This window comes from Colwellia sp. 6_MG-2023, assembly GCF_030547765.1.
Taxonomy (GTDB): Bacteria; Pseudomonadota; Gammaproteobacteria; order Enterobacterales; family Alteromonadaceae; genus Colwellia.
In genome coordinates, this window is sequence record NZ_JAUOPP010000025.1 from 21719 (window position 1) to 35128 (window position 13410).

10 protein-coding genes are annotated in these 13410 nt (G+C 36.2%); 4 read left to right on the top strand and 6 right to left on the bottom strand.

What is annotated here, in order from left to right; genetic code table 11:
* Window positions 1–48 precede the first annotated feature (48 nt).
* The 4 genes from clpX to Q4503_RS15060 all read left to right on the top strand — a co-directional run bounded on the left by clpX (window position 49) and on the right by Q4503_RS15060 (window position 6728).
* The gene (gene clpX, locus Q4503_RS15045) at window positions 49–1326 is read left to right on the top strand and encodes an ATP-dependent protease ATP-binding subunit ClpX (RefSeq protein WP_215972671.1); all 1278 of its coding nucleotides are present in this window, start codon (window positions 49–51) and stop codon (window positions 1324–1326) included.
* 250 nt (window positions 1327–1576) lie between these two features.
* Window positions 1577–3922, top strand: a complete 2346-nt coding sequence (gene lon, locus Q4503_RS15050) for an endopeptidase La (RefSeq protein WP_303602772.1) — start codon at window positions 1577–1579, stop codon at window positions 3920–3922.
* A 351-nt stretch (window positions 3923–4273) separates the two neighbouring features.
* On the top strand, window positions 4274–4549 hold the full coding sequence (hupB, locus tag Q4503_RS15055; RefSeq protein WP_159821154.1) for a nucleoid-associated protein HU-beta: 276 nt from the start codon (window positions 4274–4276) through the stop codon (window positions 4547–4549).
* Window positions 4550–4808: 259 nt separating this feature from the next.
* Entirely contained in the window at window positions 4809–6728 is a 1920-nt protein-coding gene (locus Q4503_RS15060; RefSeq protein ID WP_215972669.1) for a SurA N-terminal domain-containing protein, read from the top strand.
* Between the two features lie 46 nt (window positions 6729–6774).
* On the opposite strand, the gene Q4503_RS15065 is transcribed toward Q4503_RS15060, so the two are convergent.
* Genes Q4503_RS15065 through pspF form a run of 6 tightly spaced genes read right to left on the bottom strand, consistent with a single transcriptional unit; the run spans window position 6775 to window position 13285 of the window.
* Window positions 6775–7566 (bottom strand): ATP-binding cassette domain-containing protein, encoded by a 792-nt coding sequence (locus Q4503_RS15065; RefSeq protein WP_215972668.1) that lies wholly within the window; start codon window positions 7564–7566, stop codon window positions 6775–6777.
* Window position 7567: 1 nt separating this feature from the next.
* Window positions 7568–8587, bottom strand: coding sequence for an oligopeptide/dipeptide ABC transporter ATP-binding protein (locus Q4503_RS15070; protein ID WP_215972667.1), 1020 nt, complete (start codon window positions 8585–8587; stop codon window positions 7568–7570).
* On the bottom strand, window positions 8587–9480 hold the full coding sequence (locus tag Q4503_RS15075) for an ABC transporter permease subunit (RefSeq protein WP_215972666.1): 894 nt from the start codon (window positions 9478–9480) through the stop codon (window positions 8587–8589). The genes Q4503_RS15070 and Q4503_RS15075 overlap by 1 nt, the downstream gene beginning before the upstream one ends.
* Window positions 9470–10498 (bottom strand): ABC transporter permease subunit, encoded by a 1029-nt coding sequence (locus Q4503_RS15080; protein WP_215972665.1) that lies wholly within the window; start codon window positions 10496–10498, stop codon window positions 9470–9472. Before Q4503_RS15080 ends, Q4503_RS15075 begins: the two co-directional genes overlap by 11 nt.
* A gap of 2 nt (window positions 10499–10500) precedes the next feature.
* On the bottom strand, window positions 10501–12177 hold the full coding sequence (locus tag Q4503_RS15085) for an ABC transporter substrate-binding protein (RefSeq protein WP_252727439.1): 1677 nt from the start codon (window positions 12175–12177) through the stop codon (window positions 10501–10503).
* Window positions 12170–13285 (bottom strand): phage shock protein operon transcriptional activator, encoded by a 1116-nt coding sequence (pspF, locus tag Q4503_RS15090; RefSeq protein WP_215972676.1) that lies wholly within the window; start codon window positions 13283–13285, stop codon window positions 12170–12172. The genes Q4503_RS15085 and pspF overlap by 8 nt, the downstream gene beginning before the upstream one ends.
* Window positions 13286–13410: the final 125 nt, after the last annotated feature.

Genomic DNA, 13410 nt, shown 5'->3' on the forward strand with positions numbered 1-13410 from the left:
ATTTATAGATATAGTAATCATTAACGGAATTAAGATTTGAGGTAGGGCATGACCGATATTAAAAGTGGTGACGGTGACAATGGTAAATTACTTTACTGTTCATTTTGTGGCAAAAGCCAACATGAAGTACGTAAGCTAATTGCTGGCCCATCAGTATTTGTATGTGACGAATGTGTTGAATTATGTAATGACATTATTCGTGAAGAGATAAAAGAAATTTCTCCTAAAGAAGAAAAGGAAGCTTTACCTTCTCCTGTTGAAATACGTGAAAGCTTGGATGACTATGTTATAGGCCAAGACCATGCGAAAAAAGTACTCGCAGTAGCGGTTTATAATCACTATAAGCGTTTACGCAATGGTGATTCACACAATGGTGTTGAATTAGGTAAAAGTAATATTTTACTTATTGGTCCAACAGGATCAGGTAAAACATTATTAGCGCAAACTTTAGCGCGCCTCCTTGATGTACCTTTCACTATGGCTGATGCAACGACATTAACTGAAGCTGGATATGTTGGTGAAGATGTTGAGAATATAATTCAAAAGCTATTACAGAAATGTGATTACGATGTTGAAAAGGCACAGCGTGGCATAGTATACATTGATGAAATAGATAAAATTTCTCGCAAATCAGATAACCCGTCAATTACGCGTGATGTTTCTGGTGAAGGTGTTCAACAAGCCTTATTAAAACTTATTGAAGGTACTATCGCTTCAGTACCACCACAAGGTGGTCGCAAGCACCCTCAGCAAGAGTTTTTACAAGTAGATACTTCTAAAATTTTATTTATTTGTGGCGGTGCGTTTGCAGGCCTTGATAAAGTGATTGAACAGCGTTGTCACACTGGAACTGGCATTGGTTTTGGTGCCGAAGTGCGCGGTAAAGATGAAGAAGTCACCTTAACTGAAAGATTGGAAGATGTTGAGCCGCAAGATTTAGTAAAATACGGATTGATTCCTGAATTTATTGGTCGATTACCGGTAGTTGCTACTTTACGTGAATTGGATGAAGCAGCATTAATCCAAATTCTACAAGAACCTAAAAATGCATTAACTAAGCAGTTTACGGCATTGTTTGATATGGAAAATGTTGAATTAGAGTTCCGAGAAGATGCACTTAACGCCATTGCTAGAAAAGCAATGGACAGAAAAACAGGTGCTCGTGGCTTACGTTCAATTGTTGAAGCTGTTTTACTTGATACCATGTACGAACTCCCATCAATGGAGAACGTGAGTAAAATAGTTGTTGATGAAACTACAATTAAAGGTGAATCTAAACCTTTGGTTATTTACGATAGTCAACAAGAGCAAGCAGCATCAGAGTAAATCATTGCTGACAAATTAATATTGAAATATAAAGAGCCTAAGGGCTCTTTTTTGTTTTTTAACAGCCATAATAGTGATATTAAGGTAACTAAGTTGGGCTACCTCTAACAAGCTCTGTGTGCTTTAATATGTATAAATCTCAACCATGAGTTGGGAATAAATAAAATCAAATTGTTATTATTGCTTGTAAGTTTTCTATTTATCCCCATATAGATTTTATCAGTAATTTAAACTTTCCAAAGAGACACACATGACCGAAGAATTAACTAGTGTAGTTGAAATCCCCGTTCTTGCCTTAAGAGATGTTGTCGTTTATCCACAAATGGTAATTCCATTATTTGTAGGCAGAGAAAAATCTATCCGTTGTTTAGATCTTGCGATGGAAAATGATAAGCAAGTATTTTTAGTTGCACAAAAAGATGCTGCAGTCGATGATCCTCAAGCTGTGGATGTTTATGAAACTGGCACTGTAGCAACTATTTTACAGATGTTAAAACTACCTGATGGCACTGTTAAAGTGCTAGTGGAAGGTGTGCAACGTGCTAAAGTCACTGAGTTTATTGAAACAGAAGAATACTTCAGTGCCAATATTGAGTATTTAACGATAGAAAATAGTGCGGAAGATGATAATGAAGTATTAATTCGTTCTGCTATTTCTCAGTTTGAAGGTTATGTAAAGCTAAATAAGAAAATTCCACCAGAAGTACTTACTTCGGTTTCGGGAATTGATGATGCCGAGCAATTAGCTGACACTATGGCTGCTCATATGCCATTGAAGCTAGAAGAGAAGCAAAAAGTATTAGAAATAGTTGATATTGTTAAACGCTTAGAGCATTTAATGGCATTGATGGAAGGTGAGATTGACTTATTACAAGTTGAGAAAAAAATTCGTACTCGCGTTAAAAAGCAAATGGAAAAAAGTCAGCGTGAATACTATTTAAATGAGCAAATGAAAGCGATTCAAAAAGAGCTTAATGAAGGTGATGAAACACCTGATGAGCTTGAGCAAATGTCAAAGCGTATTGATGAAGCACAAATGCCGACAGAAGCAAAAGATAAAACCTTAGCTGAATTGCAGAAGTTAAAAATGATGTCGCCGATGTCAGCTGAAGCTACTGTCGTTCGTAGCTATATCGAATGCATGATTAATGTGCCATGGAAAAAACGTAGTAAGCTTAAACGTAACTTGGCGTTAGCACAAGAAGTGCTAGACAAAGATCACTATGGCTTAGATAAAGTTAAAGAGCGTATATTAGAATATTTGGCCGTACAACAGCGTGTTAGCCAGCTGAAAGGTCCAATTCTTTGTTTAGTTGGTCCTCCCGGTGTAGGTAAAACCTCATTAGGGCAATCTATTGCAAAATCTACAGGCCGAAAATATATTCGTATGGCTTTAGGTGGTGTACGTGATGAAGCTGAAATTAGAGGTCATCGTCGAACTTACATTGGTTCATTACCAGGTAAACTTATTCAAAAAATGTCAAAAGTGGGGGTTAAAAATCCACTCTTTTTATTAGATGAAATAGATAAAATGGCATCGGACATGCGTGGTGATCCAGCATCAGCATTATTAGAAGTATTAGATCCTGAGCAAAACTCAAGCTTCAATGATCATTATCTAGAAGTCGATTATGATTTATCAGATGTGATGTTCGTTGCGACATCAAATAGCATGGATATTCCAGGTCCATTACTTGATAGAATGGAAGTTATTCGTTTGTCTGGTTATACCGAAGATGAAAAGCTAAATATTGCGCGTAGTCACTTGGTTGAGAAGCAGATACAACGTAATGGTTTAAAGGCTAATGAAATTAAAATTGAAGATAGTGCCATTATTGGTATTATTCGCTATTACACGCGAGAGGCGGGTGTTCGAAATTTAGAACGTGAAATATCTAAGTTATGCCGTAAAGCAGTTAAAGCTATCTTACTCGATAAAAAGCTGAAAAAAGTGGTTGTTAACCAAGAAAACCTAAATGAATATTTGGGGGTACAACGTTTTGATTACGGTAAAGCTGATGATAAGAATAGAGTTGGTTTAGTGACTGGGTTAGCATGGACACAAGTAGGCGGAGAATTACTGACTATTGAAACAGCGTCTGTACCAGGTAAAGGTAAGCTAACCTACACTGGTTCATTGGGTGATGTTATGCAAGAGTCTATTCAAGCAGCAATGACGGTTGTACGTAGCAGAACAGAAAAATTACGCATTAACGATGATTTCTATGAAAAAAGAGATATACATGTTCATGTTCCTGAAGGAGCAACACCAAAAGATGGACCTAGTGCAGGTATAGGTATGTGTACGGCACTTGTTTCTAGTTTAACAGGTAACCCGGTCAAGGCTGATGTTGCTATGACAGGTGAAATTACATTGCGTGGTGAAGTGCTTGCTATTGGTGGTTTAAAAGAGAAACTACTAGCGGCTCATCGTGGTGGTATAAAAACGGTTATTATTCCTCATGAAAATGAACGTGATTTAAAAGAAATACCTGAAAATGTTAAAGCAGATCTCGCTATTCACCCTGTAAAATGGATTGATGACGTACTTTCTATAGCACTTGAACACCCTGTAGAGCAGTGGAAGGCAGAGTAATTTTTATGCGTAAAAAGTTGCATTTTTGATAGAAATAAGCAAAAAAAGCAAAAAAACGCGAAAAAACAGTAAAAAAGTGAAATAAAGGCTTTTCAAACGCTGAAACTATGGTAAGTTAACAACGCTTATGTCGCTAGACCCCTTGTTTAGTATACCTAAGAGGCTGCTGCTCAATAGGTATAAATAATAAAGGATTAGGCATAATAGTTTTTTTTCAACTCGGCGCTTGATGTTCAATAAAATAAAATAACATAACGAATCTTTATTTTTTTAGGACGAACTTTTATTAAAACTTTTATTAAAGAAAAGTAAAATAGCGTTGTAATAATAACAATTGAAGGGGTATACACTGTGAATAAATCTCAACTTATCGAGAAAATTTCTGAAGGCGCTGACATTTCAAAAGCTGCTGCGGGTCGCGCATTAGATTCATTTATTGGCGCTGTAACTGAAGAATTACAAAGTGGTGAGCAAGTTGCTTTAGTTGGTTTTGGTACTTTCTCTGTACGTGACCGTGCAGCACGTACTGGCCGTAACCCACAAACTGGTGCAACTATTCAAATCGCTGCAGCTAAAATCCCATCTTTCAAAGCGGGTAAAGCATTAAAAGATGCTTGTAATAGCTAATAATATAATTAATTACATTTCGTGATTTTATATTAAAGATATATTTAAAGACCACCTTTAGGTGGTCTTTTGCTTTTAATTTATTTGATTAAATTATTTATAAATAATTTAATCAAATAAAACACATCTTGCACTTCAAGCGATGGTCCGCATCTGCTAAAATCGCGAGCAACAAAAACTATAGCTTAAGTATCGATATTTTTTATCGGTTTAATATTTATCGATTTTAAAAAATCGGCTTTGGAGATAAGAGAAAAAAATGCTAGAAGATATTAGAGAAAGCTCGCAGGGCTTAACAGCCAAAATAATCCTTGGTCTTATTATACTAACCTTCGCTGTTGCAGGTCTGGGTAGCTACACTAATTCTGTAGATACTTCTGTCGCAACGGTTAATGGCGAGAAAATAAGTCAACAAGAGTTTGATAGAGCATATCAAGCACAGCGCAATCGTATGGCTCAACAGTTTGGTGAAATGTTTGATACATTATCGAATGACGCTAACTATATGGCTAACTTTCGTCAAGGCGTATTAGATAATTTAATTAATCAAAAATTAATAGATCAAAGTGCAGAAGATCTTGCAATACGTGTTTCAGATGAGCGCATTAAAGAGACTATTCGTGTAATGCCTGAATTTCAGGTGGATGGTGTTTTTGATAACAATCGTTATTTAGCGGTTATTAATCAAGCCGGTTTTTATCAGTCGTCTAGCTTTCGTGATTACCTACGTGTAGAAATGACACGTAGTCAGTTATCACAAGCACTAGTAGCTACAGAATTTAATTTACCTTACCAAGAAAAACTACAACAAAACTTGCAAGGTCAAACACGTGATATTCGTTATGCAACGCTATCAGCTAAACAGTTTGAAGCCGGTGTTGAGGTAAGTGAAGAAGAAATTAAAACTTACTATCAAACGAATCAAATACGTTTTGAAAATAAAGAAAAAGTTAAAGTAAATTATATTCGTTTAGCTGTTGATGATATTGCTAAAAATATTGAAGTGTCTGACAGTGATGTTGAAACATATTATCAAGATAACATTGCAAGCTTTACCCAAGCAGAACAACGTCGTGTTTCACATATTTTAATTGGCTTTACTGAAGGTGATGATGACAGCGAAGCAGCAGCTAAAGCTCAAGCTGAAACTGTATTAGCTCGTTTATCTGCCGGTGAAGATTTTGCCGAATTAGCTAAAGCGTTATCTACTGATACTTTTAGCGGTGAAAATGGTGGTGATTTAGATTATATAGAACGTGGCGTGATGGGAGAGGCTTTTGATGAAGCCGCATTTGAATTAACGACTGTTGGTGATACAACAGGGCTTGTTAAATCAAGCTTTGGCTATCATGTCATTAAATTGACTGACCTTAAGCCTGAAGAAATTCAGAGTTTAGCTGACGTTAAAGATGAGCTATACATCAAGGTAAGTAGTGATAAAGCTCAAGAGCAGTTTTACACCTTAACGCAAGAAATGGCGCGTATTAGCTTTGAGTTTCCTGACAGTTTAGAAGATGCAGCAAGTGAAGTGAATGCTACTGTAGAAACTTCTTCTTGGTTATCTCCTACAGGCAATGCTGCACCTTTTGATAATGCTAAAGTTATTGAGGCAGCGTTTTCAGATATAGTTTTACAAGATAATATGAATTCTGATGTGATTGAAGTAAGCGATAGTGTTTCATTAGTATTACGCTTAAATGAATACCAAGAAGCGAATGTTAAACCACTTGCTGAAGTTGAAGAGCAAATAAAAGCTATTTTAGTCTCTCAAAAAGCGACAGAAAAAGCTCAGACAACAGTAAATGATTTACTTGCGAAGTTTAAAGCGGGTGAAGATATTACTGAACAGTTACTTGAAAACTATGCAAGCTTTACTAGCAAAGAAAATATGACACGTTATGGTACAGATATAGATCAAAGTATCACTCGTGAAGCATTTGTATTACCACACCCTGTTGATGGGAGTATTTCTGCCTCTTCAGTTGCTTTAAGTAACGGTGATTTGGCTCTAGTAGAGCTAAAAGCAGTGAATGTACCAAAAGTTATTATTGATAACCCGCAGCTTTCTCAGCAACAAACTTCTCAATTAGCGCAGTCTGCTTACGCAAGCTATGTTGATTCATTAAAGTTAGATGCAAAGATAAAGATAAATACAGTGGCAGCGCCAACGAGCTTTTAGTTGGTAGTAAGTAGCGAGTAACAAAGCTCGCTACTTTTCATTGATATTATTTTACGGTTCTAGATCTCAGTTGAAAGTTTTGATTCATTAATAATCTTTGCGTGACTTTATGCTGAGGTTTATTCATAACCTCCATTGTTTTTCCTGATTCAACTACCTTCCCGTGTGATAACACTAAAACTTCATCACTAAAATGGCGAATAATACCCAAATTATGGGATATGAGTATATAGGCAAGCCCCATTTGTTGTTGTAGATCTAATAATAAATTAATCATTTGAGAGCGTAATGAAGGGTCAAGTGCTGCTAATGCCTCGTCCAGTATGATTACTTGAGGCTGTAAAATAATTGCTCTAGCAAGGGATATACGTTGTTTTTGCCCACCAGAAAACATATGAGGATAAAAATTCATATGATCGCCTAATAAACCAACTTGTTGTAGGGTAACCCTGATCAGCTCTTGGCGTTTTTTTTCATTAAATGTTGTGTTGAGTTTAAGCGGCTCATCTAATAGTTGTAAAATAGTTAGGCTAGGGTTGAGAGTTGTCCCTGAGTCTTGAAAAATCATACGAATATGCTGACATCTTTCTTTATAACTACTATCATGTAGTTTTTTGCCATTCAGGTAAATATGACCGCTACTGGCTGGCTCTGCTCCGACTAATAATTTAGCAAGTGTCGATTTTCCTGAGCCTGTGTCACCAATAATAGCTAAAGTCTTATGCGCTTCAATACTGAAAGAAATAGGCTCTAATGCAATAGTAACTTTCTTTTTAAACCAAAAGCCTTTCTGCTGATAAGACTTGCTTAACTCTTCAACTTTAAGTAATTCTGTCATTTTAACATACCTCTTTAATAGCTTTACGTTTAGCTTTTGTCGGTATTAAAGGGTAGTGGCAACTAACTTTATGATCATGAAAGCTAGTGATTGTCGGTGCTTGTACACAGGCTTGTTGGGCTCTTGGACAACGTGGCCCTAAACGACAGCCAATAGGAAGATGTTGCAAAATTGGAATAGTACCAGGTAATGCCATTAATCTTGATTTAGCAGGCAACTCTATATTTGCACTCGGGCTACTATCAACTAAAGCTTTAGTGTATGGGTGTAATGGATTTTTGAATATTTGTTCAGTAGTTCCAGCTTCAACGAATTGTCCGCTGTACATCACTGTTATCTTATGTGTCCAATGTGTAATATTTTCTAAATCATGACTAATTAATAATATCGACATGTTTTTTAATTGATTTAAACTAGCCAACAGCCTAAATATTTGCCCCTGATTTGTATTCTCCATTGCTGCAGTAGGTTCATCTGCAATTAATAATATCGGCCTTCTAGCTAGGGCTATAGCGATCATAACGCGCTGACATAGCGCATCTGTTAATTGATGTGGGTAACTGTTAAGGCAAGCGTTATGTTTTTTTATGCCGACCTTATGTAATAATTTAATAGCTGCCTCATTACGCTGTCGCTGTTTCTGCCAGAAAAAACCGGTGAGTGAACTAGTATCAATCGCTTCAGCTAATTGGTTTTTGATGGTGGTTGTTGGATCTAAACAGGCCATAGGCTCCTGGAATATCATAGCAATATCTCGCGATATAAGCGCTTTACGCTCCGCAATAGATAAACGCAATAAATCGACACCTCGCCAATGGAACCTATCAGCATGTACTTTCCATTTGTCGTTTAGTACACCAACAATTGCTTGTGCTAAAAGTGATTTACCAGAGCCTGATTCCCCAACTAACCCACGAACTTCGCCTTCTTTCATGATCAGGCTAACTTTATCAACCGCTAAAATATTTTTATTTTCACTGATAAGTTCAATGGATAAGTTTCTAATGTCGAGTAAATTCATTACTTGTCCTTGCGAAGCTTAAGAGAATGGCGAATACCTTCACCAACAAGGTTGGTAACTATAACAGCAAACAAAATAGCTAAACCTGGCAAATATACTGTCCAAGGGGCTATGTAAAATAAATCTAAACCGTTAGCTAATGTTGCTCCCCATTCCGGTAGTGGAATTTGAGCACCTAAGCCTAAAAAACCTAATGTAGCTATATCTAAAATAGCGGCTGATTGTGCTAAGGTTGCCTGACTCATTACTCGATCGACAATATTTGGAAAAATAGAGTAATACAATATTCTAAAAGGACTTGCACCATCTAGCCGAGATGCAAGTACATAATCTTTACGCGATTCTTCTTTTACGGCGTAACGTGTAATGTGAATAAACTGAGGTATCAGTACTATTACTACAGCCCATACGGTATTGCTAATACCAGGTCCTAATATAGCAACAATGATGATAGCCAATAACAATGAAGGAATAGATAAGATGACATCCAAACAGTGATTGAGGAAGCTTGATTTTATCCCTGTGGTTAATGCTGATAAGGAGCCAATAACAACACCAATAATAAGTGATGTAATAACTACAATAAAGCTTAGGCCAAAGGTTAAAGAAGTACCATACATTAAGCGAGAAAGCATATCTCGGCCAAGTTCATCAGTACCAAGTAAATAACTTATATTTCCATCAGGGTGCCAAGCAGGAGGTAATAATAGCATATCTAGTTGACCATCAATTGGTGAATGTGGTGCTAGTATTGGTGCAAAAACAGCTAAAATTATTAAGAATATAAAACAGCTCAATCCTGCCATTGCAGAAGGTGTTTTACGAAAAACCTGCCAAAGCTGCATAAAAGGTGAAGGGAATATCTCTTCTAAATAAATTTTATCACGAGCCATACTTATTACCTCGGGCTAGTGGATTTAACGCAGCATAGATAAAGTCAGTTAAAATGTGCACGATAAAAATAAAACACGACAGCACCAACAAGCCACTTTGTATCGCGGTATAGTCTCGTTGGTAAATACTTTCGATGAGCCAACGGCCTATACCAGGCCAACTAAAAATAACTTCGGTGACCATGGCAATCGTTACCAGGTTGGCAAACTGTAAACCAACGTGACGAATTATTTGTATTAGCGCATTTCTGATCGCATGGCGAAATATCATTTGTCGAAAGGTTAAACCTTTTGCATTTGCTGCTCGAATATAGCTTGTTTCTAAAACCTCTATCATTGATGTTCTAGCTAAGCGAATAAATATAGTGGCAGGAGCTACAGCAATAACACAAGCAGGTAGTATAATATGTGCGGTGGCATCACTAAAAGCTTGCCATTTATAAGGGCTATCACTGAGTAATATATCAATAAATTGAATACCAGTTATCAACTCAATTTCAAACAATAAACTAATCTGTCCGGCTGATGGCAACCAGCCTAAGTTTATCGAAAAGGTTAAAATAGCCAATATACCTAGCCAAAATACGGGGATTGAATAGCCCAACATTGAAACTGATACGATAATATTATCAGTGGTTTTGTTGTGTTTTATTGCCGCAATAAAACCAAGTGGAATACCAACAAACATTGCAATAAATAAAGCAACCAAACTAAGTTCAATAGTTGCAGGTAATAGGTTGAGCACTTCCGTGGCTATATCAGATTGACTTGCCATTGAAATACCTAACTCGCCATTAACAATGTTATGTAGATAAGTAATATATTGCCAAAAGATATTACTTTCAGTGTGGTAATGTTTTTCTATTTCTATTAATTGAGCAGGGGTTGCGTTAATAGCACCCGAGATGTTGATGATTGAATCACCTGGAAATAAAAAACTTAAGCTAAAAGATAATAATGTTAGTACTAACATTGTAAAAATAAATAAGCTTAATCTACGTAAAGTAAAAATTAACATGATTAATTTTCACCTACATTAGGTTGAGCCACTTTCACTGCGTTGTTACTTTTTGCACTTAGGGGCGTTTTTTTATTTTTATCTATATGATAAAAATTAATACCCCCAAAGGCTGCTAGGATATCACCCGTAATTTCTTTATTACGTGCTTGATAACGTTTTGAATGAGCAATGGGAATTAAAGGGATTTCCTCTTCTATAATTTTCATTGCTTGGGAATAGAATTTTTTTCTTTGACTTAAGTCAGTTGTTTGTAAGGCTTTTTGAATAATATCATCATATTCTTGGTTACACCAAAAAGTGGTATTACTCCCTGTATTACTTGCAGAGCAGCTTAGCATAGGAGAGAAAAAGTTATCAGGATCTGGATGATCAGCTGACCAACCTAATAAAAAGCTCTGATGTTCGCCAAGCTTTAAGCGGTTTAAGAAAGTATTCCATTCATAAGAAACAATGTTAACTTTAATTCCAATATCATTTAGATCGGCTTGTATAAGTTTAGCCATTGTTATTGCATTAGGGTTATAAGGTCTTTGTACCGGCATAGCCCATAAATCCATAGTGAATCCTTGAGGAAACCCTGCCGTATTTAATAGGCTTTTTGCCAGCACAGGATTAAATTCATGAGTTGGAATCGTATCGTCAAATGCCCAAGAGGTATTCGGTAGTATCGATTTTGCTAATACTGCTTTACCTTTATAAACGGTATCGAGTAATACTTTTTTATTAATAGCATAACTAACCGCTTGGCGAACCAGTTTATTATCAAAAGGTGGCTTTTTAATATTAAAGCCAAAATAGCCGACATTTAATGCCGTAATTGACTCTAAGGTTAAGCTTTTATTTTCACCTATTTTATTATGGGCAATAGGGTAAGCTGATATATCACATTCTTTTGCTAGTAACTTTGTTAGCCTTCCAGTATTACTTGGCGTGATATCAAAAACTAATTGTTCAATTTTTACCGGCTCTCGCCAATATTGTTCGTGACGGTAATAACGAATAAAAGAGCCAATGCGATATTCTTTTAATTTAAATGGCCCAGTGCCTATAGGATCGGTATCTATATTGCTTTTTCTTTGTTGTTTACTTAGTTGTTCAGCATATTCGGCGGATAAAATAACCGCATAATCAGTTGCTAAATTGGCAAGAAAGGAATTATCAGGATGAGTTAAATGAAAGCGAACAGTATGATCATTTATTTTTTCTATTTTTTCTACTAGGCTATTAAACTCAATATTTTGAAAAAAGGGATAATCACCGCCTGATACATAATGAAATGGATGATTTTTATTTAAAATACGATTAAAACTAAAAATAATATCGTCAGCATTTAGAAATCGGCTTGGTGTAAAATATTCTGTTTGATGAAAAGCAACATTTTTACGTAAATAGAAAGTGATCTTTTTACCGTTTTTTGTTACATGCCAAGCTTTTGCTATTGCAGGTGTAAGCGTATTCTCTTTTCCTTGATAACTCAATAAACGATCGTATAACTGATTCGATGTAGCATCAATGGTGGTACCAGATGTTACTAATTGCGGGTTAAATGTTTCAGGAGAGCCTTCCGCACAATATATAACACTGTGTTCATCTAATGAAACTGTGCTTTCATCATAACACGCGGATAATGCGAAAAGGCTCAGGCAAGCAAGTAGATTAACCTTAATTTTATTCATCAGTGTCATTACCATCAAGCAAATTGTATTTTTTTAAATAACCTCTTAGTTGATGATAGGTTAATTCTAGTGCTTGTGCGGTTTTCTTTTGATTATATTGACAGTGCGCCAAAGCTGATTTAATCAATTCTATTTCGTAATTTTGTGATAAGGACTTCAATGATTGAGGGAATTGAGTGTTTATTAGTGCTGTGGTAGCGGTTACTTCCGGCTGAATTATCTCATTACTCGTATTCTTGTCAATCGAATCTACGCCGTTGTCACTTATTGTCTCATGTTGTGGTGTATGGACTCTATCATGGGTTTTAATGCGCTGGTTAGGTCTAAAAGGAGATTCGAATGGGTCAATAATTAAATCATTAACAGGCAAGTGCGGGTTATTACAGCGATAAACACTACGCTCAATTACATTTTTTAACTCACGAATATTACCCGGCCAAGCGTATTCAAGCATGGCTCTTTTCGCTTTTTCGGTGAAACCACTAAATAATTCAAACTCTAATTCACGTGCCATTGTCATAGCAAAATGCTCTGCTAACATTAAAATGTCATCAAGTCGTTCACGCAATGGTGGTAGTGTTATAACATCAAATGCTAAGCGGTCGAGTAAATCTGCTCTGAATTGCCCTGATGCAGCTAATGATGGAAGATCTTCATTAGTGGCTGCTACGAGGCGTACATCAGTAGTTATTGTACGAGAGCCACCTACACGTTCAAATTCACCATACTCAACTACGCGTAATAACTTTTCTTGTATTAAGCCTGACGTATTCGCAATTTCATCTAAAAATAAGGTGCCATTGTCGGCGCGTTCAAAACGACCTTCATGACGTTTGCTTGCGCCAGTGAAAGCACCAGAGTCATAGCCAAATAGCTCGGTTTCAAGTAGGTTTTCATTTAAAGCGGCACAATTGAGTTTTAAATAACTTTGCTCCCAGCGCTTTGATAAATAATGTAAACGAGCAGCAACTAATTCTTTACCTGTTCCGCGTTCACCAATAATTAATACTGGCTTACTAAGTGGTGCAATTTGAGATATTTGCTCTAATACTTCTAAAAAGCTATTTGATTGTCCCAGCAAGTTATCTTGTTTATTAAAGCGTCCCATTACCTGACCTAATATTGATACCAATATCATACAGTTTATTCTTGTTGGATAAGAAATAACAGGAAAGACTTGGTATTAGTTAATTTAACTAACAAATAGTGTATTTCATTAATTAGTTATAGAAA

What these genes read in the sequence shown, in the direction of transcription:
- clpX (WP_215972671.1), top strand. Translation starts at nt 49, where the DNA reads ATGACCGATATTAAAAGTGGTGACGGTGACAATGGTAAATTACTTTAC.
- lon (WP_303602772.1), top strand. Translation starts at nt 1,577, where the DNA reads ATGACCGAAGAATTAACTAGTGTAGTTGAAATCCCCGTTCTTGCCTTA.
- Q4503_RS15060 (WP_215972669.1), top strand. Translation starts at nt 4,809, where the DNA reads ATGCTAGAAGATATTAGAGAAAGCTCGCAGGGCTTAACAGCCAAAATA.
- Q4503_RS15065 (WP_215972668.1), bottom strand. Translation starts at nt 7,566, where the DNA reads ATGACAGAATTACTTAAAGTTGAAGAGTTAAGCAAGTCTTATCAGCAG.
- Q4503_RS15070 (WP_215972667.1), bottom strand. Translation starts at nt 8,587, where the DNA reads ATGAATTTACTCGACATTAGAAACTTATCCATTGAACTTATCAGTGAA.
- Q4503_RS15075 (WP_215972666.1), bottom strand. Translation starts at nt 9,480, where the DNA reads ATGGCTCGTGATAAAATTTATTTAGAAGAGATATTCCCTTCACCTTTT.
- Q4503_RS15080 (WP_215972665.1), bottom strand. Translation starts at nt 10,498, where the DNA reads ATGTTAATTTTTACTTTACGTAGATTAAGCTTATTTATTTTTACAATG.
- Q4503_RS15085 (WP_252727439.1), bottom strand. Translation starts at nt 12,177, where the DNA reads ATGAATAAAATTAAGGTTAATCTACTTGCTTGCCTGAGCCTTTTCGCA.
- pspF (WP_215972676.1), bottom strand. Translation starts at nt 13,285, where the DNA reads ATGGGACGCTTTAATAAACAAGATAACTTGCTGGGACAATCAAATAGC.